At 39.1% G+C, this 22,990-nt stretch carries 21 protein-coding genes; 9 read left to right on the forward strand and 12 right to left on the reverse strand.

The window, feature by feature from the left end; translation table 11 throughout:
• Positions 1 to 45: 45 nt before the first annotated feature.
• The 6 genes from ACX0HA_RS00880 to ACX0HA_RS00905 all read right to left on the reverse strand — a co-directional run bounded on the left by ACX0HA_RS00880 (position 46) and on the right by ACX0HA_RS00905 (position 2,935).
• Positions 46 to 468: an arsenate reductase ArsC gene (locus tag ACX0HA_RS00880; RefSeq protein WP_458843373.1), complete on the reverse strand. Its 423-nt coding sequence runs from the start codon at positions 466 to 468 to the stop codon at positions 46 to 48.
• A 130-nt stretch (positions 469 to 598) separates the two neighbouring features.
• Positions 599 to 1,069: a DUF6428 family protein gene (locus ACX0HA_RS00885; RefSeq protein ID WP_458843374.1), complete on the reverse strand. Its 471-nt coding sequence runs from the start codon at positions 1,067 to 1,069 to the stop codon at positions 599 to 601.
• 12 nt (positions 1,070 to 1,081) lie between these two features.
• Positions 1,082 to 1,411: an ArsR/SmtB family transcription factor gene (locus ACX0HA_RS00890; protein WP_458843375.1), complete on the reverse strand. Its 330-nt coding sequence runs from the start codon at positions 1,409 to 1,411 to the stop codon at positions 1,082 to 1,084.
• Positions 1,412 to 1,517: 106 nt separating this feature from the next.
• On the reverse strand, positions 1,518 to 1,979 hold the full coding sequence (locus ACX0HA_RS00895; RefSeq protein WP_458843376.1) for a GyrI-like domain-containing protein: 462 nt from the start codon (positions 1,977 to 1,979) through the stop codon (positions 1,518 to 1,520).
• A gap of 25 nt (positions 1,980 to 2,004) precedes the next feature.
• Positions 2,005 to 2,331: a low molecular weight protein tyrosine phosphatase family protein gene (locus tag ACX0HA_RS00900; protein ID WP_458843377.1), complete on the reverse strand. Its 327-nt coding sequence runs from the start codon at positions 2,329 to 2,331 to the stop codon at positions 2,005 to 2,007.
• Between the two features lie 64 nt (positions 2,332 to 2,395).
• On the reverse strand, positions 2,396 to 2,935 hold the full coding sequence (locus tag ACX0HA_RS00905; RefSeq protein WP_458843378.1) for a DUF2892 domain-containing protein: 540 nt from the start codon (positions 2,933 to 2,935) through the stop codon (positions 2,396 to 2,398).
• Positions 2,936 to 3,125: 190 nt separating this feature from the next.
• Here ACX0HA_RS00905 and rpmH point away from each other — a divergent pair, with 190 nt between their 5' ends.
• Positions 3,126 to 3,287, forward strand: a complete 162-nt coding sequence (gene rpmH / locus ACX0HA_RS00910) for a 50S ribosomal protein L34 (RefSeq protein ID WP_057669770.1) — start codon at positions 3,126 to 3,128, stop codon at positions 3,285 to 3,287.
• A 168-nt stretch (positions 3,288 to 3,455) separates the two neighbouring features.
• On the forward strand, positions 3,456 to 6,308 hold the full coding sequence (carB, locus tag ACX0HA_RS00915) for a carbamoyl-phosphate synthase large subunit (RefSeq protein ID WP_458843379.1): 2,853 nt from the start codon (positions 3,456 to 3,458) through the stop codon (positions 6,306 to 6,308).
• Between the two features lie 71 nt (positions 6,309 to 6,379).
• Here the strand turns inward: carB and ACX0HA_RS00920 are convergent, their stop codons facing one another.
• Positions 6,380 to 6,931, reverse strand: a complete 552-nt coding sequence (locus ACX0HA_RS00920; protein ID WP_458843380.1) for a DUF6252 family protein — start codon at positions 6,929 to 6,931, stop codon at positions 6,380 to 6,382.
• Positions 6,932 to 7,164: 233 nt separating this feature from the next.
• On the opposite strand from ACX0HA_RS00920, the gene ACX0HA_RS00925 reads away from it, so the two are divergent.
• Both ACX0HA_RS00925 and ACX0HA_RS00930 read left to right on the forward strand, forming a co-directional pair.
• The gene (locus tag ACX0HA_RS00925; protein WP_458843381.1) at positions 7,165 to 9,207 is read left to right on the forward strand and encodes a CotH kinase family protein; all 2,043 of its coding nucleotides are present in this window, start codon (positions 7,165 to 7,167) and stop codon (positions 9,205 to 9,207) included.
• Positions 9,208 to 9,365: 158 nt separating this feature from the next.
• On the forward strand, positions 9,366 to 9,941 hold the full coding sequence (locus ACX0HA_RS00930) for a T9SS type A sorting domain-containing protein (protein WP_458843382.1): 576 nt from the start codon (positions 9,366 to 9,368) through the stop codon (positions 9,939 to 9,941).
• 68 nt (positions 9,942 to 10,009) lie between these two features.
• Here ACX0HA_RS00930 and ACX0HA_RS00935 read toward each other — a convergent pair whose 3' ends face one another.
• The 5 genes from ACX0HA_RS00935 to ACX0HA_RS00955 form a co-directional block, all read right to left on the reverse strand.
• Positions 10,010 to 12,163 (reverse strand): hypothetical protein, encoded by a 2,154-nt coding sequence (locus ACX0HA_RS00935; protein WP_458843383.1) that lies wholly within the window; start codon positions 12,161 to 12,163, stop codon positions 10,010 to 10,012.
• 3 nt (positions 12,164 to 12,166) lie between these two features.
• Positions 12,167 to 14,080 (reverse strand): transglutaminase-like domain-containing protein, encoded by a 1,914-nt coding sequence (locus tag ACX0HA_RS00940; RefSeq protein WP_458843384.1) that lies wholly within the window; start codon positions 14,078 to 14,080, stop codon positions 12,167 to 12,169.
• 93 nt (positions 14,081 to 14,173) lie between these two features.
• Positions 14,174 to 15,256 carry a hypothetical protein gene (locus ACX0HA_RS00945; RefSeq protein ID WP_458843385.1) on the reverse strand — a complete coding sequence of 361 codons (1,083 nt, stop codon included), beginning with the start codon at positions 15,254 to 15,256 and terminating at the stop codon, positions 14,174 to 14,176.
• Positions 15,257 to 15,327: 71 nt separating this feature from the next.
• Positions 15,328 to 15,876, reverse strand: coding sequence for an acyl-CoA thioesterase (locus ACX0HA_RS00950; protein ID WP_458843386.1), 549 nt, complete (start codon positions 15,874 to 15,876; stop codon positions 15,328 to 15,330).
• A gap of 2 nt (positions 15,877 to 15,878) precedes the next feature.
• The gene (locus tag ACX0HA_RS00955; RefSeq protein WP_458843387.1) at positions 15,879 to 17,273 is read right to left on the reverse strand and encodes a DNA recombination protein RmuC; all 1,395 of its coding nucleotides are present in this window, start codon (positions 17,271 to 17,273) and stop codon (positions 15,879 to 15,881) included.
• 130 nt (positions 17,274 to 17,403) lie between these two features.
• Between ACX0HA_RS00955 and ACX0HA_RS00960 the strand changes: the two genes are divergently transcribed.
• From ACX0HA_RS00960 to ACX0HA_RS00980, 5 genes are all read left to right on the forward strand, one after another.
• Positions 17,404 to 19,932, forward strand: coding sequence for a DEAD/DEAH box helicase (locus tag ACX0HA_RS00960; protein ID WP_458843388.1), 2,529 nt, complete (start codon positions 17,404 to 17,406; stop codon positions 19,930 to 19,932).
• Between the two features lie 17 nt (positions 19,933 to 19,949).
• Positions 19,950 to 20,594 carry a hypothetical protein gene (locus tag ACX0HA_RS00965; protein WP_458843389.1) on the forward strand — a complete coding sequence of 215 codons (645 nt, stop codon included), beginning with the start codon at positions 19,950 to 19,952 and terminating at the stop codon, positions 20,592 to 20,594.
• 109 nt (positions 20,595 to 20,703) lie between these two features.
• The gene (locus ACX0HA_RS00970; protein ID WP_458843390.1) at positions 20,704 to 21,684 is read left to right on the forward strand and encodes an ImmA/IrrE family metallo-endopeptidase; all 981 of its coding nucleotides are present in this window, start codon (positions 20,704 to 20,706) and stop codon (positions 21,682 to 21,684) included.
• A 332-nt stretch (positions 21,685 to 22,016) separates the two neighbouring features.
• Positions 22,017 to 22,577 (forward strand): putative glycolipid-binding domain-containing protein, encoded by a 561-nt coding sequence (locus ACX0HA_RS00975; RefSeq protein ID WP_458843391.1) that lies wholly within the window; start codon positions 22,017 to 22,019, stop codon positions 22,575 to 22,577.
• A gap of 6 nt (positions 22,578 to 22,583) precedes the next feature.
• A complete protein-coding gene (locus ACX0HA_RS00980) occupies positions 22,584 to 22,970 on the forward strand; it encodes a nuclear transport factor 2 family protein (RefSeq protein WP_458843392.1) in 387 nt (128 codons plus the stop codon).
• Positions 22,971 to 22,990: the final 20 nt, after the last annotated feature.

A 22,990-nucleotide genomic window follows, 5' to 3' on the forward strand; every position in this document is an offset into this window, starting at 1 on the left:
CAAAAACCGCCTTATTGGGCGGCTTGAGTTATTCTTTAAAGGAATTTATTTCAGATTGTTTTTAATAAAGTCCTCTGAATACACTTTAATCATGTTCCTTACTTTGGCAAACTCATGTTTGATTTCTTCTTCGGTGCCAATAGCTTTGGCAGGATCGGGAAAATTATGGTGGAATTTCTGTGCTTTAGTTGGGAAGAAAGGGCAACGCTCTTTTGCATTATCACAAACGGTTATGACAAAGTCAAAATCAATATCATAATGCTCGTCGATGTTGTTTGAGGTGTGATTGGAGATATCAATACCGTCTTCTTTCATTATGGCAATGGCAAGCGGATTTAAGCCGTGTGTTTCTACTCCTGCACTATAAATGATTGCTTTGTCCTGTGCAAAATGCCTTAAATAACCTTCTGCGATTTGGCTACGGCAGCTGTTTCCGGTGCAAAGCACCAATATTTTTTTAGTTTCCATATTTAAACGGTCAGCCATATAAGATTAATGATGCAAAATTTTGGGTCGAAACCAAAAATGACCTGTAACACAATTACTGAAGTAGTAATTAGTAGTGGCTTTCTATATTTTTTTAGTTTTTCTTTCATCTTTAGCAGCATCCTCCACCTGGTGTGCAGCTTGTAGCTGTGTCGGAATGAAGTTCAGATAGTTTTAGTTTGGTTTTTACGGGTACGCCACATGCATCCTGTGCCAGGCAATCTGTTTGAGTTGGCGTAAGTATAAAGTTTACACCATCGGTATTTAGTCCATAAAGTCCTATCGTTGCCGACTGATATTCTACAACTACCTCTAGGTCTTCACCATCAAACAATGATTCGGCCATGTCCAGTATCTTTAGTAGCTTTTGGGGTTCAAGCCTGTGTCGGAAGTCATCCGCCGTCCAAAGCTGAAGCGTTATGTTTTTAGTAGAGCGAACGGTTCCTCCGCAATCAATAAATTTTTTAGTTGTTATGCCTGCTTCCGTAATATGGAAGTGGTTGGGCACAAATGACATGTCCGGCAGTAAAAAGTTTACCGCAGTCAGGTTTTCAAGCTGTTGTTTTAATTCAGATAGTTTCATCGTATTTATTTTTTAGCAGCAATTGCTGTTGTTTTCAAGTTTAGTGGAAATGTTACCAAAGTAATCACGCAATGTGGCAATGGTAGTTTCATTAAGGCAGTAGCAAATAGTATTGCCTTCGATGCTGCCTTTTATTATACCTGCGTTCTTCAGCTCTTTCAGGTGCTGCGAAACAGTAGGCTGGGAGAGAGGAAGTTCATTTACAATATCACCGCAAATACAGGCATTCACTTTTAGCAGGTATTCAATGATTGCAATACGTGCCGGATGCCCCAGTGCTTTTAGTATTGTTGCTGTAGTGTTTTGCTTCTCTGTAAAGAATTCTGTTTTAGTTGTCCCCATAGATGTATTTGTATATTGCAATATTACGATAAACTTTTAAAAGTTTGACAAAAGGGCAAAAAAATACCGCTCAAGCGGGCGGTATTAAATTTTATAGTATTTCGGATTACTTTACAGACAGAAAGATATCCACTTCGGCATTGTTCCAGTCGGCTGCCTTTTCAGAGTATATTTCAAAGTCATAGCCATAAGCGCGGTTTAGGGTAGTGTTTTCCCATATTTCACGCCATGCGTTGCCAATGCAGTTAGGCATTTGTCCTTTTGCGGTAACAACTTCATAAGTCTGTTCAGGGATGGTGATGGTTTCCATTCCGGCAGGCACTTCGGCGTCATCAGCTACAGGACAACCTATAAAATAGTTATAGGGTTTGGTAAAGTCTCCATCGTAGTCATAATATACAGCGTATGTCTCTTTGCTCAGTTTGCCTCTTATTCTTGGTGCCATAAAGCCGCCACTAAAGGTTTGCCAAAGTGAAGCACAGTCTTCGGCTGCTTTTCCGTTGTCGTTAGTGGTTTTAAATCCAAGTGATACACCTATAAGTTTTACGGCCGGTTTTGTAATTGTCATAATTATATTGATTGATGATAATTTATTATATGTATTGTGAAACAGATAATTCGAGTTCTTCGATTAATTCATTATCCATGTATTTGTAAACATCCGGTATATCAAGAGTAATGACTTCTTTACCTGCTATTTGCTGAGAGAATTTATACAGGAGTTTTTCTTTATGGTGTTTTTCCATTACAAATATCGTGTCAGCCCAAAGAATCAGTTTACTGTTTATTTTTATTCTCGCACCATCCTCTGTACCTGCAGATTTTACACTAATCCCCCGGGTATTCCTGTAAATGGTTTCGGCTGTAAAGCTCCGCCACTTATTACGGCTGCATACAAACAGGATTTTTTTCAGTTCCATAAACCTTACATTAAGTAATAGTAGGCCAAATATAAAAAAAACCGCCCTCATGGGGCGGCTTCTGTTAATATCTTCTCTGCTGAACTTGCGGGCCTTTTTTAAGCTGCGCCTTCATCATTGCGATCTGGTCTTTTAGCATTCCCTGTTTGTCAAGCTTCTTAGCTTCACCAAGAAGTTTCTCGGCTTCAAGCTTTTTGTTTTTAGACATTGCGATACCGGCAAGGTTCAGTTTTGCCATTGCAAGATCCTGGTCCATGCTTAGGCCAAGCTCTACCGCTTTCTTAAGGTATTTCTCGGCTGCGTTCAGGTTTGTCTGAGACAGCATCAGTCCGTTAAGGTAGTTGTAGTACCCCTGTTGTTTGCGAACAAGCGCCGTTTCAGGGTTCTTTATCTTATTAAGTATTTTGGTAGCGCCATCAAAATCCTGTTTCCTTAATTTAAGGAAAGCAAGAAGTATGTATTCATTTTTGAAATACAGCAATACTACTATTAGTGTAATAAGGAGTATGAATATACCGTTACCGATATTACCTTCGGTAAATTGCCAAACGGCTGTTATAACGAGTAAAGCTGCGATTACAAGCTTGATATTTTTATTGAACATATAATTGTTTTATTTTGCGATTGCAAAGGTATGAAAACGGAATAAAAGGAATTGAACTCATTCTGAAAAATATTTTTTAAAAACTACTTGCAGACAAAAAAAACCTTTGTATATTTGCACTCGGTTTTGGAAAGAGGTTTTTCTGATACCTTATAAAAAGATATTCACTAAGATTTAAAGATACAAAGCAATGAGCAAGAGAACATTTCAACCATCGAAAAGAAAAAGAAGAAACAAACACGGTTTTATGGACAGGATGTCTTCTCCTAACGGAAGAAAAGTACTTGCCCGCAGAAGAGCTAAAGGAAGGCATAAGCTAACTGTTTCTAGCGAACCTAGACATAAAAAATAATGTTTGAACAAAACATAATAAAGGTGTTACTATTTATAGGTAACGCCTTTTTTTATACCTAATCGAAAAATAGCCCCCGTTTTAAAGGGGCATTTTTTTGAAAATAAAACACTAAATTTGCAAACGCTCCAAAGGGGCAATTTTTAATACAACTTCAGAAAAGATACAATGCCTAAAGACACTTCAATTAAATCGGTTCTTATCATCGGCTCAGGTCCAATCGTTATTGGACAGGCTTGTGAATTTGACTACGCCGGATCTCAGTCCGCACGTTCAATCAGGGAAGAAGGTATAGAGGTTATCCTGATAAACTCTAACCCGGCTACCATTATGACAGACCCTTCGATGGCTGATCATGTGTACCTGAAACCGCTTACCACAAAATCGATTGTGGAGATATTGAAGGCACACCCGAACATTGATGCAGTACTTCCTACAATGGGAGGGCAGACGGCACTTAACCTTTGTCTTGAGGCAGAGGAAAAAGGCATCTGGGCTGACTTTAATGTAAGGCTGATAGGTGTTGATGTTAACGCAATCAACATTACAGAAGACAGGGAGCAATTCAAACAGCTTCTTGAAAGAATAGGTATTCCTGCTGCACCGGCTAAAACTGCCAACTCTTTCCTTAAAGGAAAAGAAATCGCTCAGGAGTTTGGCTTCCCGCTTGTAATTCGCCCTTCGTTTACGCTGGGAGGTACAGGGGCAGCTTTTGTACACCAAAAAGAAGATTTTGATGAGCTGCTTACACGCGGCCTTGAGGCATCGCCTATACACGAGGTTCTTATCGATAAAGCCCTTTTAGGCTGGAAAGAATATGAACTGGAGCTGCTTCGTGACAAGAATGATAACGTGGTTATCATCTGTTCTATCGAAAACATGGATCCAATGGGTATCCATACCGGAGACAGTATCACGGTAGCGCCTGCAATGACACTATCTGATAAGACTTTTCAGAAAATGAGGGATATGGCAATCAAGATGATGCGCAGCATCGGAAACTTTGCCGGCGGATGTAACGTACAGTTTGCAGTAAGCCCTGACGAGAAAGAAGATATCGTAGCTATCGAGATCAACCCAAGGGTATCGCGCTCTTCGGCTCTTGCTTCTAAAGCTACAGGTTACCCAATTGCAAAAATCGCTTCTAAGCTGGCTTTAGGATATAACCTTGACGAACTGCAAAACCAGATAACCAAATCGACATCAGCTTTATTCGAGCCGACACTTGACTACGTTATCGTTAAAATACCACGCTGGAACTTTGACAAATTTGAAGGTGCTGACAGAACCCTTGGACTACAGATGAAATCGGTAGGTGAGGTAATGGGTATCGGGCGTTCGTTCCAGGAAGCGCTTCACAAAGCAACACAATCTCTTGAGATAAAACGTAACGGTCTTGGTGCCGACGGTAAAGGCTATACAAACTACGAGCAGATCATCGACAAGCTTACCAATGCAAGCTGGGATCGCGTATTCGTAATTTATGATGCTATCGCAATGGGAATACCATTGAGCCGTATCCACGAAATTACTAAGATAGACATGTGGTTCCTTAAGCAATATGAGGAGCTGTACCTTCTTGAAAAAGAAATATCTACTTTCAAAATAGACGGGCTTCCTAAAGAATTGCTTCTTGAGGCGAAACAAAAAGGTTTTGCCGACAGGCAGATTGCCCACATGATGGGATGCCTTGAAAGCCAGGTTTACAACAAGCGTGAAGAAATGGGCGTGAAGCGTGTTTACAAACTTGTAGATACCTGCGCGGCCGAGTTCCAGGCGAAGACTCCTTACTACTACTCAACTTTTGAAGCTGAGATCGAGAAAGCTGATGGTACAAGATATGTGAGTAACGAAAGTATCGTTTCTGACAGGAAAAAAGTGGTGGTACTTGGATCGGGTCCTAACAGGATCGGGCAGGGTATCGAGTTTGACTACTCTTGTGTACACGGTGTACTTGCAGCTGCTGAGTGCGGCTACGAGACCATCATGATCAACTGTAACCCTGAAACAGTATCGACCGACTTTGATACGGCAGACAAACTGTACTTTGAACCGGTATTCTGGGAACATATTTACGACATTATCCGCCATGAAAAACCTGAGGGTGTTATCGTGCAGCTGGGTGGGCAGACTGCCCTTAAGCTTGCCGAAAAACTTGACAGGTATGGCATAAAAATACTTGGAACAAGCTTTGATGCGCTTGACCTTGCAGAAGACAGGGGACGTTTCTCTGAACTGCTAACTAATCTTGGAATTCCTTTCCCTAAGTTTGGTATCGCTGAAAGTGCTGACGAAGCTTCTAAACTTGCAGACTCACTTGACTTCCCGCTACTGGTTAGGCCATCTTATGTACTTGGTGGACAGGGTATGAAGATTGTAATCAACAAGCAGGAGCTTGAAGAGCACGTAATCGACCTTCTTAAGAGCATACCTGGCAACAAGCTGCTTCTTGACCACTACCTTGACGGAGCGATCGAAGCTGAAGCGGATGCTATCTGCGACGGTGAGAACGTTTACATCATCGGTATCATGGAGCACATTGAGCCTTGTGGTGTACACTCAGGCGACAGTAACGCTACGCTCCCTCCATTTAACCTTGGAGAGTTTGTAATGCAACAGATAAAAGACCACACTAAAAAGATTGCTATCGCGCTTAAAACAGTAGGTCTTATCAACATACAGTTTGCGGTTAAGGATGATATCGTATATATCATCGAAGCTAACCCAAGGGCATCACGTACGGTTCCGTTCATCGCGAAAGCTTACGGAGAGCCTTATGTAAACTATGCAACTAAGGTAATGCTGGGCCACAACAAAGTGACTGACTTTACTTTCAACCCGCAACTTAAAGGATATGCCATCAAACAGCCGGTATTCTCTTTCAGCAAATTCCACGGTGTGAATAAGAAACTTGGGCCTGAAATGAAATCTACAGGTGAGAGTATCCTGTTCATAGATGATCTTAAAGACGACCAGTTCTACGAATTGTATTCAAGAAGAAAAATGTACCTGAGTAAATAATACCTGCTCATAACACATAAAAAAATCCCGCCAACTGGCGGGATTTTTAGTTTATACCGTTTCAGATTATATTAATCTTCTACATCATATTTGTAGTTAAAAGTACCCTCAGTAATGTTGAAGTTTATAACCGGGTTAGTTTCCCATGCGTCATCGGAAGTTTTAAATGTAAAAGTTCCTTTAACCGTTTTAGCAGTAGTGTTAACTTCTGTAATAGTTATTGAGCCTTCTACAGTATCTTCAAACTCGTCTCCGTTAGTATTATCAATAAGGTCGATGTAATTAACAGCCTCTTCATTGCTTGGAGTGTTAACCTGATAAGTTCCCGGCGTAAGATTAGCTCTGCTGATGTACATGGTTATTTCCCTGGCTCCAATTCCTTCTCCTACAGGCCATCCCTGTAAATGAAGATATTCTTCGTCAGGGAATTGCGTAAAGCCTCCTGATGAAGCTTCATTGCCGCCAAATGGACTCGCCAGGTTAGTGAGTGTGCCATTAATTTTTGCTGTCATTGCATACTGGGTGTCATTGTCAGGATTGTCTACAGGAGAACTGTCATCACCTGAACAGCTGTTTAGTGCAAGTACAGCTAATGTAAAGCTTAATGCTCTTAAAATTTTCATTTGATTTATTGATTAAGAATTTATCGGCGCAAATATATAAGAATAATCTTTAATCTTCTGTTTGAAATATAGCAAATAAGAGTATATATAATAGGTTGATATGTGGTTTTTCGGTTAAAACGATTTCGAAATTAATTTTTCATAAAAATGTTATTTTTTTACGAACGTAATGATATGGTTATGTTTATGTAAATGAATTAATTATATATTTGTTAAAACATCTTAAAACTACTATGAAAAGAATTCTACTTCTCGTTCGAAAGAACGCGCTTTCGCTTTCATTGCTTTTATGCGCGGTTTCTTATGGTCAGGTGACCTTTACAGACAGTAACCTGCCAATTTTTATTATTACTACGGCCATTGACCCAAATACCGGAAATCCTATTGAAATACCCGATGACCCAAAAGTGTGGGCAGATTTAAAAATCATTTACCATACTGATGGATCGCGCAATTACATGACCGACCAAAACACTGCTGAATTCCTTAATTATAATAACCGTATTAAGATTGAGACACGTGGCTCAAGTTCGCAAATGCTTGAAAAAAAACAGTACGGATGGACAACCTATGATGCAGCAGGAGCAAAACAGAACGTAAGTCTTTTAGGTATGCCCAGCGAGAATGACTGGATACTGAACGGCCTTGCATTTGACGCATCACTAATGAGGGATTACATCAATTATAACATGGCGAGGGCTCTGGGCCAGTATGCTACACGTACACAGTACTGTGAGGTAGTGATTAATGGCGATTACAGGGGATTGTATATTTTACAGGAGAAGATTAAGGACGATTCCAAGCGTGTTAATATAGAAGAGATCACTGAAGATGATAACTCCGGAATTAACCTTACCGGAGGATATATCACCAAAGCAGATAAAACTACAGGTGGTGATCCCGTTGCCTGGACAATGGACTCGTATAACGGATGGAGCGATTTTATCCATGAGCTGCCTAAACCTGCGGATGTAACCAGTGAACAGAATGAGTATATCCATTCACAGTTCACTTCGCTGGAAACACTTACAGCTGCCGACAATGACAATGCAGGAACTGGGTACCCATCGGTTATTGATGTGCCTACATTCATCGATTTCATGGTCATGAATGAGTTTTCTGCCAATGTGGATGCTTACCAGATAAGCACCTTTTTCCACAAAGACAGGGGAGGTAAGCTGCGTGCAGGACCGGTTTGGGATTTTAACCTGAGCCTTGGTCATGATGAATTTGGCGAGAGGAGCGTAACGGATCAATGGCAGTTTGACAATGGCGATAATACAGGTGCTAAATTCTGGAAGGACCTTTTTGATAACGATACCTATAAATGCTATTTTTCAAAAAGATGGAGCCAGGTAACATCACTTGGGCAGCCGTTGAATTACGATAGCCTATCTGCTTTTATTGACGCTACAGTATTGCTTATTGATGAGGCGGCCATAAGGGAACAGCAGCGCTGGAACACTGTTCCTGATCTTGATGGCGAAGTTGATTATATAAAAAATTTCATTGCTGAAAGGCTTGACTGGATAACGGCTAATATTGGCACATTTACGGCTTGTAATACTGTTGAGCTACCTTCACTTGTCATCAGCGGTATCAATTACAATCCCGGAGAGTCGGAAGAATTCCCTGAGTCAGATGACCAGGAGTTTATTGAGATCACAAATACAGGTACTCAAGCTGTAGACCTTACAGGGGTTTACCTGAGCGAACTTGGTATATCCTACCAGTTTCCGGTTGCATCTACTGTTGCTGCAGGGCAAAAAATTTACCTTGCCAGTGACTCTGCTGTATTCGAACAAAAATACGATATAACGGCTTTTGGACAGTTTGTACGCCATATGTCTAACAGCAGCCAGAAGTTAGTGTTGTCTGATGCTTTTGGTAACAGGATAGATGAAGTGGAATACGATGATGATGCACCATGGCCGGATGCTGATGGCAATGGTAAATTCCTTCACCTTACCAGCAATACACTGGATAATAGTCTTGCTTCAAGCTGGACCGCAGAAGAAACAATACTTTCTACGAAAGCATTTGCAAAGGCTACTATAAAAGCATATCCTAACCCTGTGAATGAAAAGCTTACGATTGCTTCCGAAAATCTTATTAAGAATGTAGAAGTGTTTGATATTACAGGTAAGCTGCTGCAACGTTTTACGCCTTTGGCGGAAACAACAGAACTTCTGTTTACAGGTTATGCTCCAGGAATGTACCTCGTTAAAATTACCGACGATTCAGGTTCCGGAACCATGAAGATCATTAAGAATTAATAAATTAGCTTTTGAAAATCCTGTCATAAAACAGGATTTTTTTATTTCAAATACTAAGTGGTATGAGGTAAATACTAACTCATAATAGTCCGTTGCTCATTTATAACATTTTGTTGCGCTTTAACCACTGACCTTTACATAAATTAAAAACTTATATTATGAAAGGAAAATTACTTTTAGGGATGTTTATGCTGACATTTGGCGCCTTTGCACAGACAACACATCATCTTAACTGGTCTATGTCTGTTTCGAATGCACAAGCCAGCTTGACAATTGAACAGGGAGATATTATAGAATGGACGTGGACTGATGCACTGCCGCATACTGTAACAAGTATCGCCGGAGGTGCAGAGACATTTAACAGCGGCCAGAAAACCGGTAATGGGCAAACTTTTTCGCATACATTTGAAAATGCAGGGGTAACCAATTATAAATGCAACGTTCATGCAATGATGACCGGGACTATTACAGTGACTGCAGTAGCAGGCATAAACGATAATGATAAGATTGGTTTTGAATACTATCCAAACCCTACCACTGATGTCGTTACCATTAATGCGGCTGAAACCATAGACAGGATCGAGATGTATGATGTTAATGGCAGGCAGGTCATGAACTCAAAATCGGGTAACCCGAGCAGTAAGGTTTATATGGCTGGCTATCCTGTAGGGACTTATTATTTAAAAGTGTTTATAGCCAATGCTTCAAAAGATATAACGATAGTTAAAAACTAGTAATTGTGTTTTGAAAAGAAAACCCCGCCTTCTTGTAAAGCGGGGTTTTATTTTGAATGGAATTCGTTTTAGCTTTTCTTTATAAGGACTTTTTCCTGTGTAAACTGATAGGCAGCATCAAGAAATGCTACCATGTTCTTCCAGTTGGCGTTTGGTTCATAATAGTTGGTATAATATTTATACACCGCAACTTTAAGCATATTGCCTTCTATTTTAGCTGTACTTTCAAATCCTCCTGTACTGTTTACCACCTTTTTATTAAGTTTTTCAAGACCCGAAACTGTATAGCCGTCAGGAATGGTGAAAGTTATCTCATCTTTAAACGATCGCGGAAAAGCTATATAGATATTGTTGGTTCTTTTGTTTTCTTTTTCTTCAATATCAGCTTGCTGGCCTATAAGTTTACCTATTTCAAAAACATAGTTCTCGCCGGCTTTTTTAAGCAGGCTGTTTTTTGTACTAAAGGTTTCGGTGAAGGTAAAAGGGCTGCTTTTCCCAAAACGGCCTGTACTGGTAATATTCAGCGAATGGTCTTCAAAGGTGAACCCAAATTCAGACTCACTTGTTTTTTTGAATTCTTCTTTTTGTTTCTCCTTTAACTTGTTTTTCAGTGCATCAAACTCTTTAGTGTATTGGTCCTGCTTCTTTTTGTTCCTCACAAGGGAAAGTAATGGTGCCGAGCTGTATTTGGTATAATCTTCATCTACATAATCAAAGAAATACATTTTGTCAGACTGCTCATTGTCTTTGTTATGTCCATAAAGAGATGATTCTCTCTCAATTTTCACATCGGCGAAATCAGGAGAAAGGCTGACATTTATTTTTTCAATGCTCTGGTTATCGTTATAGGTAGATGAAGGTAGCTTTATGGTTTCAATTTTAGTTATCTTCTTTTGTTTTGCAACCTCGATCATGTAAGCATCACTGTTTTCTATCTCATACGGAATTTGGTCTGCATTTGTATAAGGTGTGAAAAACTGCAGGTAAACCGGGTTTTCAGTATTTACTTTAAGCAATACCTGGGAATTTTTTTCAATCAAAAGATCTTTGATAGGGCCATTTACTCTTGGTGTAGCTACAATAATATCGTAATCCAGCTTGTATTCTTTTAAGAAGGCCATAAAATGATTGATGAACTGGTACTCGGTACTAAAAAAGGTTGGATAATAGCCATATAGTGTAAAAGGCTCCATGATCTTAGCTTCATTAACCACAAAAGCCTCCACATATCGTGTATAATACTGATGTCTTGTGTAGTAATAAACCTCTCTTACCTTTTCCTCGTCGTTTTTAAAAGTGCGGCTTTTGATGAATTTAGAAATATCGCCAATGTCTCCTGCCGGCCTGAACTTGTTTTGGTAATATGCCAAAACATCATCAGGAGAAACAGATTTCTTAATGATGCTTTCTTTTTCGGGAAGATAGGCCGTTGCCCTGTTTTCAAAAGCTCCGCTACGGGCAAAGTACACCTGGAATTTATAGCACGGTAATTCGGCTAACGGATAAAACCATCTTGGGAAGTCATTTTTTTCTATGTTTTCGGCTGTAAGCTCATACTTGCGGTCGCCTCCTTTGGTTGTAAGCTGCTTTAGTTCAGGTGCACCGTTGTAGGTATTAAAGTTTACAAAAAAATCATTCTCTGTACTAAAGTTGATTTTTAGGTTCATGATAGGGTATTCGTCACCTAAAGTATTTTCAACGGGCTCAAAACCATATTCCAATGCTGTTTTAAAAGGCTCCACAGAATAGAAGTAGTAATCAAGGATATCGCCCGGTTCCAGTCCTGCAATGGCAATTTTTTTACTGTCATCTATAGTTACAGCATCTGCATCGACATCAATTATTTTTTCGCTGCCATCGGGCTTAACGACCTTTATGCCTACAAAATTAGTTCCTTTTCTCATGGCATACCCTTTTGTAGAGTAAAAGTGATCCCTGAATGAAAACTCCGAAAAGTCAGTCACGGCAGCCTGATCCTGCAATTTTATCCTCTTTCTTATCGATGAGGTGTAGGTAACATTTGTCCCGAACTTATGAAAATCATAATTCTCGTTTTTATAGATGACGACAGCCGATTCATTCTTCCATTTCTCAGGAATTTCAACAGCAGATTTATATGTGTCCTTAGTGCCCCAAAACAGATCTCTTATTTCTTCTTTTTTTTGGGCCATGGCCATACAGCCGTACAAAGACAGTAAGACAATTAAAATACGGTTTTTCATTTTTTAGCTCTTGGTTAGTGTGATTTGGTCGTTGTATGATTTTTTTAAGCTGGCTATTGATTGGTTCCATGCTGTAAAATCAGATTTTTTTATGGTGCAGTTATTAATTACAAAGTGTTTTTTGTAGATTATCGTATTGCCTTTCTGCTCATAAGATACAGTCATGGTGTAAACCTCATTACCTGCTTTAAAAGATTCGGGCAGCCTTGTTACTTTATATCCTGTAGGGATCTCAAGCGTTATCAAAGACTCATAATCTGTTTTTGAATTAAACTCATAATCCCTTTTACGCTCTTTAAAATCAAGATTGCCGAACTCTTCCTTATAATCGAGATTTATATACATTTCATTATCAAATGACGATACTTTGTTCTTAAGGTTAACATCATAGGCCATTGTCAGGGTTTTATCCCTGTTGGTAAGATCTGAGGTTACGATATTTGAAACGGAGAAATTCTTGTTACCTCTTGAGATGTAGTATTGAAGTGCGTTTTCTTTTTTGTCTTTCCTGATAGTGTTGTAGCCATATAAAAAGCCAGCACGGCTTTCGCCTTTCATGCTGCCTTCTACCTTGCCTACAAGGGCTTCATTTTCGATACGAAAAGTAGAAGTGTACGTTTCCTTATTTGCCGATGCCCTCATTACCGGAACTTTTTCGATGATGAATTTACCGCCATCTTCGATCATGACCTCTTTACCCTGAATTCTTTCGGCATATTCGCCAAAGGAATTGTATTTTTCAGTGCCGTCAAGAAAATATTTCTTGCCATCTTTAAAAAGGGTGCATATCATGTGGTTATCTACCACAAGCGATGGTATGGTGTAATTATAGGCAATATGTTTTGTTCCTATCCAGGTAAGCCTAGCATCAAAGCCGGCCTCTTTAAGCATTTGCCTGGTCAGGTTGGCCATACCTTTGCAATCGCCATAACGTTTCTGGAAGACATTTTGAGAAGCATCAGGTTTAAATCCGGCAAGGCCATCTTCAAAGGCGATGTAACGGATGTTATCCTGAACCCAGTAATAGATGTTTTTTATTTTTTCGTCGTCAGTTTTTGCATTGGCTGTAAGTTCGTTAACCTTGTCTTTAAGTGCCGAAGGTTTTTCGTCCATGCTGTCTACAAGGGATTTATACCATTTGTACAGGTCGGCAGTACTGCTGAAAAGCATATTCTGTTTGCCGTCTTTAGTATACGATTTTGCAATGATAAGCAGGTGAGGATAGGAATAGCTCATTCCCGGCGCATTTTCATCTTTTGCAAAACCTTCTATGTTTTCAAGCGTATAGGTATAGGTGGTATTTTTGGATTTTGTGTCTTCTTTTATTTCTTTTTTGACGTCAAATCCGGCAAAATTAAACTCCCTGATGTCAATCTCCAGCCAGTTGGGAACTGTAATGGTAAATTGCTTTTTTAGGGTTGGATAGGTATCATGAAAGTAAAGTGTCGTAAAATACTTTACATCCTTATATTTTTTCTTAAGCTCATAATTGTAGGTGTATCCCTGTACAGGAAAATCTACATTCATGTATTTTACCCTGTAATCATTAAAAAACAGGTCGTCGCTCTTATAGAACTCATCTTTTATGGGAAATGCAGTAGATTTATCGTTACGGAATTTTATAGCAAAATCTTCAAGTTCCGACTCGCTGTCATAAAATTCATATTTTTGAATATCAGCCCTGTGGTTGATGTTCATTAATTTTTCATTGATATTATGTTTTACTGTTACCGTCTTGTCGAGTCCAAAGGTTACGGTTTCGGCTCCTGAAAGTATAACGATATCATCTTTTTTATACACTTCGCGAAGTTGCTTTGCTTGTGTAATGTCTTCAGGGGTAGGGTCAATGCCTTTTTGAGCGATGCTTTGCTGGCAAGTGGCTCCGAGTAGCAGTAAGTAGATTAGGATGCGCTTCATGGTTGGTTTTAAAGCTGCAAGGTATAAATTTTTGCTTATTTTTTTAACATTTTTTTATGGTAGCATATAGCACATGCCATCAACTAAATATGTTTATGGACACGAAGTTTCCATATCATTAATCCATTGCATTATAAGGTCGGTACCTTCTTTGTGATGTAGGGTTCGCCCTACGGGAGGCATCATTTGCAGACGGTCAGTTGAAACTACTTTTGAATACAGTAATGAATATTGGCTTCTTTGCGCCATTATTATATATTTTTCATTACCTATAAAAAAATCGTGGGGCTCAACGCACACACCCAGGCTAACTGGGTTTGCAATAGGCGTAAATGAAAAGTTTTCCGGCATCAAGTCGCAGGCACCCCCTGGTTTGTGGCAATGTGCACAATTAATATCAAGGTATGAGCGTGCTCTTAAGTCAAGAGACTTGCCTGTGTCATTCCAGTCGACGGTTACTGTGATATTTTCAGGGAATGATTCAAGATAACCTTCTTCTTTCCATTTTGCAAGTTGGTTTTGCGCTCCTGTAGGATATATGAAATTTTTTGAGAGGTTTTGTGGTTTTGGCCCGATTGGCGTAAATGTAGTGTAGTCAGAGTGGCATCTTGCACAATCAAGGTATTCAGGTATTTTGTATGTTACATTCATTTCCTCACCATTTTGCAGCCATTTTATATCCAGGCTGCTTGCATTCATGTCGAGGAATGCTTCGGTTTGTTCTTCATTCCATTTATAATTGGCAAATATCCAGCCATCAGTCTTTTTGATCATGATGCGGGTTTCAATTATTCTGGTAACATTCCCGGGCAATACATTATCATAGTAAAAATTCTTGATCAGCGCCGCACCCACCGGAAAATTCAGTACCTCCCCATCTGCTGTATAGGTAGCCTTGGTGCCCTCGGGCATCCAGACAAAACGTTTTTTAAGGGCATAATCTGTAAACAGCGAACTGTTAAGGTCGTATGGTAAAACCTTATAAGCCGGTTCAAGTTTTTTTATTTCTCCCACAAAAAACTTGTAATCAGAAAGTTTTGGATAGGGCACAGTCGTAAGATCCATCACTACGGGCGACACTTCTCTATATTCACCGGAGTCATCCGATCCGCACGACAAAAAAACAGTAAATGCAGATAAAAGCAAAAGAGTTGCTATGATGTAGTTTTTTTTCATGCGGAATCCAAAACGTTAGTGTGAAGCCGCAAATATATAGTAATTAATGAAGTATCAAAAAAAAGGCCGGATTATTTCAAATCCAGCCTTACATTATAATTAGATAGCATCTCAAGTGATTCGGGAGCCATGTAATTGAAATTTTCCGAATGATTTTTATGCTCTTTCTTCTGCATTATGCGTATCACCGCTTTGCAGAAACGGCGTACTTCATTATCATTAGCTAATATAAGGTGGGGCACTTTTACATTATTGCCTTCCATATCTTTGGCAACCATAGTAAAATAAGACGAGTTACAGTGTTTTAGTTTTCCCGTTTGTATGTTTTCAGACTCAACACGAATGCCTACAACCATAGAACTGTTGCCTACATAGTTTACCGACGCTTTCAGGGTAACCAGCTCACCAACTTCAATAGGGTTCAGGAAATCTACCGTATCTACCGATGCAGTTACACAATAGGTACCCGAATATTTTGATGCCGATGCAAATGCAATCTGGTCCATAAGCATCAGGATATAACCACCGTGTATCTTACCGCTGAAGTTTTGGTGTGAGGGCAGCATAAGCTCCGAAATGGTAACCCTTGAGCTGCTTACTTTTTTATAAACGATATCCATAATTACGGATTTAGCAGGTTAGTGTCATTCTCTGCCGCTTCTTCCTCATTCTGAAGCGCACGGTTCAATATGTTTTCAGGAAGCGTCTTTTTCGCTTTGGCTCCCATCTTTTTAAGCTTCTCAATGCTGGTAATGATATTGCCTCGTCCATCTACCAGTTTGCCCATAGCATTTTGGTATTCGCTTTGAGCATCCTTCATTTTGTTGCCTACTTTAGTCAGGTCGCCTACAAAACCTTCGAACTTATCATAAAGCGCTCCCGCCTGACGTGCGATCTCATAGGCATTTTCCTGCTGCTTCTGGTTGGTCCACATGCTGTCAATAGTACGCAGGGTAGCCAAAAGGGTAGTAGGCGTAACGATAACGATATTACGTTCAAAAGCTTTGCTGTATAATGTTGTATCGTCGTTAAGCGCAATGGCAAAAGCCGGTTCCATTGGGATGAAAAGCAATACGAAGTCAGGGCTTTCTATCTTGTAAAGGTCATGGTAGTTCTTATCGCTAAGCTGATCTACGTGCCTTTTGATAGAATTGATATGTTCTTTCAGGTGAACTGTTTTCAGCACTTCATCTTCTTCATTTATGAAACGCTCATAAGCCACAAGCGATACCTTAGAGTCGACAATCATCTTTTTGCCATCCGGCAGATTGATAACAACATCGGGCTGAATACGGCTGCCTTCGTCATTGACGTGGCTCTGCTGTACATAATATTCGCGGTCTTTTTCAAGCCCCGATTTCTGTAGTACACGCTCCAGTATAAGTTCGCCCCAGTTACCCTGCATTTTGGTGTCGCCTTTAAGGGCACGGGTAAGGTTAAGCGTCTCTTTGCTCATCTGTTCGTTCATGTCACGAAGCCCAACGATCTGCTGACGCAAAGCAGCATGGTAGTCGATGCTTTCTTTATGGGTATCTTCGACCTTCTTTTCAAACAGGTGAATCTTCTCCTGAAGCGGCGAAAGTATGTTTTTAAGGTTCTCCTTATTCTGTTCGGTAAACTTAACCGATTTTTCCTCCAGTATCTTATTGGCTAGGTTCTCAAACTCTTTGGTGAATTTCTCACGAAGCTCATCCGTCTCCTGGCGCTGCTCGCGCATGCGCTCAAGTAGGTTATCAAAGTCGGTTTCTTTTTTGGTTAGCTGTATAGACAGGGCATCTTTAGCCTGACGCAGGCTGTCACGTTCGGCATGGGCCTGTACAAGTTGTTTTTCAACGCCTAAAAGTTCGTTCTGTGACTGCTGTTTCAGCTGCTCAATCTGCTGCTGAAGGCTGTTGGTGCGTTCTTCAGACACTTTTTTGTCGGCCGCAGCCTTAGATGAAAATACGATCTTGCCAATGTAAGTACCTATGGCAAGGGCGATAATAAAGGCAAGTAAAATAGAAATAGTATCGGGCATTGAAGTAGATTTTGTAAGAGGTAAAAATAATGAAAATAAAGAGAATATAATTTATAAATTATGAAAGAAAAAACTGTAGAATATAAATATAAAAAAGTAAATTGCATTGAAATATAGCACTTTATAAAAAATGGTAGACTTTAGAAAAAAATTGAGCAAGGGTGAAATTGATAAGAAAATCAATCCTTTAGAGATTTACGACAATTTAGATCGTAGAAGTGTTACAGGTCCATTGAGACCTGCACAAAGTTTAGTTTTGGAAGAGTGGTATGACAAAAGGAAAGATGAAAAGGATTTAATTGTTAAATTGCATACTGGTGAAGGTAAAACTTTAATAGGTTTACTCATATTACAATCTAAATTGAATCAAGGAGCGGGTCCTTGTATTTTTGTTTGTCCTAATATTTATTTAGTCAATCAAGTAGCTTTAGAAGCCCAAAAATTTGGAATCCCTTTTTGTTTGATTGATGGAGGAACTAACGAAATTCCGAATGAGTTTCACCAAGGGAAAAAAATATTAATCACTCATGTGCAAAAGATTTTTAATGGTAAAAGTATTTTTGGAATTGACAATAACTATATTCCAGTAGGTTGCATTATTTTAGATGATTCACATGCGTGTATAGATTCAATTAAAGATTCATTTACAATAACAATTAAGAGAGAATATGAACTTTTTGAAAAACTCATAAATTTATTTGAAAATGATTTGAGAGAACAAGGAGAGGGGAGCTTTTTAGATATTAAAGCTGGTGCATATGATACTTTATTAACAATTCCTTATTGGTCGTGGATTGATAGAAAAAGCGAAGTAGTTGAAATTTTAGAGGCATATAAAAATGAAAATTTTATAAAATTTGTATGGCCAATCATAAGGAATTCAATTGAAAATTGCCAAGTATTTGTAACAGGTAATATAATAGAGATTGTTCCTTATCATATTCCTATTCGGAGTTTTGGTACTTTTTCACAAGCGAGTCAGAGAATTTTAATGTCTGCAACAACACAAGATGATTCATTTTTTATTAAAGGCTTAGGATTTAATATTGGGTCAGTTAAAAATCCATTGATTAATCCTATGCAAAAATGGTCAGGAGAAAAAATGGTCTTAATACCATCTTTGCTAGATGAAAAATTGGATAGGAATTTTATTGTTGAGAAGTTCGCCAAGCCTGTAAATGTTGGTTATGGAAGAGTTGCTTTGGTATCGAGTTTTAGTAAATCAGAAGAGTACAAATATCATGGTTCTGATACTGCCTTATCCCAAGATATTTTTGATAAAATACGAGCAATAAAAAGTGGGAATAACCACAATACATTAGTAATAGTTAATAGATATGATGGGATTGATTTACCGGACGAAGCGTGTCGAATTTTGATTTTTGATTCATTACCTTATTTTAATTCTCTAAGTGACCGTTATGAGGAGCAGTGTAGATTGAGTAGCGATATAATTAATATTAAGATGGCTCAAAAAATTGAACAAGGTTTAGGGAGAAGTGTAAGGGGAGAAAAAGATTATAGTGTAATATTACTTATTGGAGCTGATTTAGTTAAATTCATAAAAAGTATAAGAACCAATAAGTATTTTTCGAAACAAACACTAAAGCAAATTGAATTGGGATTTGAAATTGCAGAGATGGGTGCTGAAGATATAAAAGATAATGATGCATCTAAGGTTTTAATGTCATTAATTAATCAATCGATTAATAGAGATGAAGGTTGGAAAGAGTTTTATAAAGAGGAAATGGATAAAACATCTTCTAATGAGCCAGCCACAAATATTTATAATATTCTCCAATTAGAGAAAGATGCTGAAGAAGCAAATTATAAGGGTGATAATGAAAAAGCTTGCCAAAAAATTCAAAGTATTATTGACAATGAGGTTCAGGACTCTTCAGAAAGGGGCTGGTATTTGCAAATCTTATCTAGATATATGTATTTTATTAGTAAAACTGAATCTAATAAAATGCAAAAAAGTGCATTTAATAACAATTTACAATTGTTAAAGCCCCGTGATGGAGTTACTTATAAAAAGATACAATATATAAACGAAAATAGAATCAAAAGGATCAAAGATTATATATCGCAATTCAATAATTATGATGAACTTATATTATCAGTTGATAGTATTTTAAGTGATTTTTCATTCGGGATAGATGCTGAGAAATTTGAAGGTGCACTTCAGGAAATCGGCTCTTTGCTAGGATTTATTAGTCAAAGACCTGATAAAGAGATAAAAAAAGGCCCTGATAATTTATGGTGTGGAGTTGATAATAAATATTTTTTGATAGAATGTAAGGCAAGTGTTTTGGAGGAAAGAGAAGAGATTAATAAACATGAAGCTGGCCAAATGAATTCTCATTGTGGATGGTTTGAAGAGGAATATGGTCAGGAAGTTAAAGTTAAAAGAATCTTGATTATACCTACTAAGAATGTATCATATTTTGCTAATTTTACCCATAAAGTTGAAGTGATGAGAAAAGGAAAACTTAAATCATTTAAGTCTTCAATTTTAGGATTTATTAAGGAATTCAAAAATTACAATATACACGAATTGAGTGACGAAACAATTCAACAGTTTATTAATATGCATAATCTCGATATAGCTAACTTGGAAAGTTTATATACGGAAACATATTATCAAAGGACAAAATAATATACTTTTAAATAAACATGTCACAAAACTACGTATCCTTCAAAAAATATCCCGATGCCAAACAGGCACGCGCCATACAGGAACTGCTGCTTGAAAACGGCGTTGAATGCATCTTTGTAAACAATTCATCGCAGCTGGGCAGCCTTTCGGGTGAGGGTTCGCACGAATATGAGCTGAAACTGCATCCTGAAAATTTCGAAAAAGCAGAAGAATTGCTTCAGAAAGATGCCGAAAACATGATGGCTGATCTTCCGGAAGATTATTACCTGCTTTCGTTCAGCAATGAAGAACTGCATGAAGTCGTGGTAAAGCATTATGAATGGAGTGAGTTCGACTATATGCTGGCGCGCAGGCTATTGGCAGAACGTGGTCACGGCATAGATGAAGCACAGATCAAGGCGATGAGAACGGAAGAGATACAGGCACTGGCAAAACCCGAGGGCAATCAAAAAGGCTGGATAATAGCGGGCTATATTTTCGCTCTTTTAGGAGGTTTTTTCGGAATTATAATTGGCTATGTACTGATGACATCAAGAAAGACTCTGCCCGACGGAAATGTAGTGCATACCTATGACATGGCTACCAGAAACCAGGGTAAAATGATACTTATGGTGAGCCTGGCTGTAATGCTGAGTTCTATAGTATTACTTTTAATAAGGTAATTCTCAGGTTAAATCATAAATTTTTTTGCGCCACACTTTTTGGCAAACTCATTGCGTTAAGGAGATATGAATGTGACTGTTAAGTCCTAATTTATATCTCCTTAACTATATGAAAAGCATCAGGATCATTTTGGTTCTTGCAGCGTGGTGCTGCATGCTGCCGGCTTGGGCACAAAAAACATTCGGATCAGATAAATACACAGCCATGTGCAACTACTATGGCGAAACCACGGCAAAGGCTATTTACATGAGTCCGGCTGGTGCTTCGGCCAATAAGGTAGTGGAGGATATCATGTCAGTTATCGGGCTTCGTGCTAACTTCGAATTGCGTGCTTCGACCGATATTCCAACTGCAGCAGCGGTTATAAAAAAAGGGAGCCGTTACATACTGTACAATCCCACGTTCATGAACAGTATCATCTCGGCTACAGGGAACCGTTGGACAGCCGTGAGCATTATGGCACACGAGATAGGCCACCACCTGAGCGGGCATACGCTGGATAGCGAAACCAGTAAACCCGCTACCGAACTCGAAGCCGATGAATTTTCGGGTTTTGTGCTTCAAAAGATGGGTGCTACACTAACCGATGCACAGGCCGCAATGGCCGCCATCGCATCGCTTAAAGGTTCGCACTCACATCCGCCAAAAAACCAACGCCTGAGTGCCATCGCTACAGGATGGGGTAAGGCAGGAGGAAAGACGATTACTACAGCTGTTGCGGCCTATCAGCCGGAACAGCCTAAAACCATAACGGCTGCACCCATAACGTTGCAGCCTCAGAGAACAGAAACAAAACCGTTAACTCGCGCCGAAAAAATCTCCCAAAGCGCAAAATCAGATAAAAATGTGGTTTCTGAAGCCTGGTTTGCTTCAGATCCTAACGGAAAGTATTATGTTACCGCAAAAGGTAACCTGGTACAGGTAGACAGGGATAAGGTATATCTTGTGGGCAGCCTCACGCAGTCCAATAAGCCCGGATACAAAATGATGTTGACTGATACCGATTATAATACGATTTATGTTGGTTCAGGAGGAATGTTGGTGAATAACTACGGGAAAAAGATAGGTTACCTTAAAGCAAGAAAATAACATGTTGATCATTTTAACGCTACTGCTCATAAAGAAACTGAGCCGTAAAAAATTAGCCTCGCTGTAGCGGGGCTTTTTTGTTAGAGCTATAATGCGGAGATACACAAAGAAGACACAAAGTTTTAAGGTTTTGAGCACTCAAAGCTTTATCCTGCCTAAGACAGGATTTCTCTGTGCACTTTATTTAAATAAATCCTCAGTGTACCTCTGAGATAACTCAGCGAATCTCTGTGGAATAACTTCATACTATCATACAGTTATATTATACTCTCTTTAACATATTGTTCTGATTAGCAAGCTGAATTTTAACTAAATTGCAGTAAAATTCAATCATGCAAAAGAGTATACTTTGGGAAGGTATCGCGAATGATACCGATGAGCATTGTGCCGTTAATTTCCTCGATGATGCCATTATGGTACGCTCGGAAATTGAGGGCTGGGCGCATGGCATTCCGGTTTATGCAGATTATACCCTGAGGCTCGACTCTAAATGGAATGTTCAGGAATTTAAAATCAGTTTCCACGTGAGCGATACGCAGCACCATTACCATCTCTTTCGTGATGAACAAGGTAACTGGACCGACGACTCCGGTACATCATTTCCCGAATTTAAAGGCTGCAATTACATCGATATCTCGCTTACCCCATTCACTAATTCATTGCCTGTAAACGGACTCTTTTTGCCGCATGGCGAAAGTGCACAGATTGATGTCGTTTATGTAGATATTATCGCGAATGAAATTCGCAAAGAACACCAGAAATATACCAAAGCCGGACACCACAACTACCATTTTGAGAATGCCGATGCCAGTTTTATTGCCGATATACAGGTAGACAACGATGGCTTTGTTACCCATTACCCCGAATTGTTCAACATGATCCAAACCAAATAACCTTTTATGGATATCCAGCAAATACAATCGTTAGAGAACAGGCTTATTGAAGCCATGAAAACAAGCAATGTAAACGAACTTGACTTGCTTATTGCCGATGACCTTATATTTACGGCCCATACCGGTCAGCTGTTTACCAAACAGGACGATCTTGATTCACATGCTTCAGGGAATATAGAAATATTTGATATTATCCCTTCGGAACAGAAGATAAGGATAGAAGGCGATGTAGCCATAGTGTCGGTACTGCTGGAGATAAGCGGTTCTTTCTTTGGGAATACCGAAGTTGGATTTTTCCGTTTTACACGTGTATGGAAAGATCACGGTGATAAGTGGCAAATCATTGCAGCACAATCTACACAGGCAGTGAGAGAGCAGGTACAATTAGATTAAGTAATTCCTAATGCTTAAAT

It is taken from the genome of Flavobacterium hauense, from assembly GCF_054457175.1.

Coding starts and splice junctions, on each gene's coding strand:
- ACX0HA_RS00880 (WP_458843373.1), bottom strand. CDS start 468: ATGGAAACTAAAAAAATATTGGTGCTTTGCACCGGAAACAGCTGCCGT.
- ACX0HA_RS00885 (WP_458843374.1), bottom strand. CDS start 1,069: ATGAAACTATCTGAATTAAAACAACAGCTTGAAAACCTGACTGCGGTA.
- ACX0HA_RS00890 (WP_458843375.1), bottom strand. CDS start 1,411: ATGGGGACAACTAAAACAGAATTCTTTACAGAGAAGCAAAACACTACA.
- ACX0HA_RS00895 (WP_458843376.1), bottom strand. CDS start 1,979: ATGACAATTACAAAACCGGCCGTAAAACTTATAGGTGTATCACTTGGA.
- ACX0HA_RS00900 (WP_458843377.1), bottom strand. CDS start 2,331: ATGGAACTGAAAAAAATCCTGTTTGTATGCAGCCGTAATAAGTGGCGG.
- ACX0HA_RS00905 (WP_458843378.1), bottom strand. CDS start 2,935: ATGTTCAATAAAAATATCAAGCTTGTAATCGCAGCTTTACTCGTTATA.
- rpmH (WP_057669770.1), top strand. CDS start 3,126: ATGAGCAAGAGAACATTTCAACCATCGAAAAGAAAAAGAAGAAACAAA.
- carB (WP_458843379.1), top strand. CDS start 3,456: ATGCCTAAAGACACTTCAATTAAATCGGTTCTTATCATCGGCTCAGGT.
- ACX0HA_RS00920 (WP_458843380.1), bottom strand. CDS start 6,931: ATGAAAATTTTAAGAGCATTAAGCTTTACATTAGCTGTACTTGCACTA.
- ACX0HA_RS00925 (WP_458843381.1), top strand. CDS start 7,165: ATGAAAAGAATTCTACTTCTCGTTCGAAAGAACGCGCTTTCGCTTTCA.
- ACX0HA_RS00930 (WP_458843382.1), top strand. CDS start 9,366: ATGAAAGGAAAATTACTTTTAGGGATGTTTATGCTGACATTTGGCGCC.
- ACX0HA_RS00935 (WP_458843383.1), bottom strand. CDS start 12,163: ATGAAAAACCGTATTTTAATTGTCTTACTGTCTTTGTACGGCTGTATG.
- ACX0HA_RS00940 (WP_458843384.1), bottom strand. CDS start 14,080: ATGAAGCGCATCCTAATCTACTTACTGCTACTCGGAGCCACTTGCCAG.
- ACX0HA_RS00945 (WP_458843385.1), bottom strand. CDS start 15,256: ATGAAAAAAAACTACATCATAGCAACTCTTTTGCTTTTATCTGCATTT.
- ACX0HA_RS00950 (WP_458843386.1), bottom strand. CDS start 15,876: ATGGATATCGTTTATAAAAAAGTAAGCAGCTCAAGGGTTACCATTTCG.
- ACX0HA_RS00955 (WP_458843387.1), bottom strand. CDS start 17,273: ATGCCCGATACTATTTCTATTTTACTTGCCTTTATTATCGCCCTTGCC.
- ACX0HA_RS00960 (WP_458843388.1), top strand. CDS start 17,404: ATGGTAGACTTTAGAAAAAAATTGAGCAAGGGTGAAATTGATAAGAAA.
- ACX0HA_RS00965 (WP_458843389.1), top strand. CDS start 19,950: ATGTCACAAAACTACGTATCCTTCAAAAAATATCCCGATGCCAAACAG.
- ACX0HA_RS00970 (WP_458843390.1), top strand. CDS start 20,704: ATGAAAAGCATCAGGATCATTTTGGTTCTTGCAGCGTGGTGCTGCATG.
- ACX0HA_RS00975 (WP_458843391.1), top strand. CDS start 22,017: ATGCAAAAGAGTATACTTTGGGAAGGTATCGCGAATGATACCGATGAG.
- ACX0HA_RS00980 (WP_458843392.1), top strand. CDS start 22,584: ATGGATATCCAGCAAATACAATCGTTAGAGAACAGGCTTATTGAAGCC.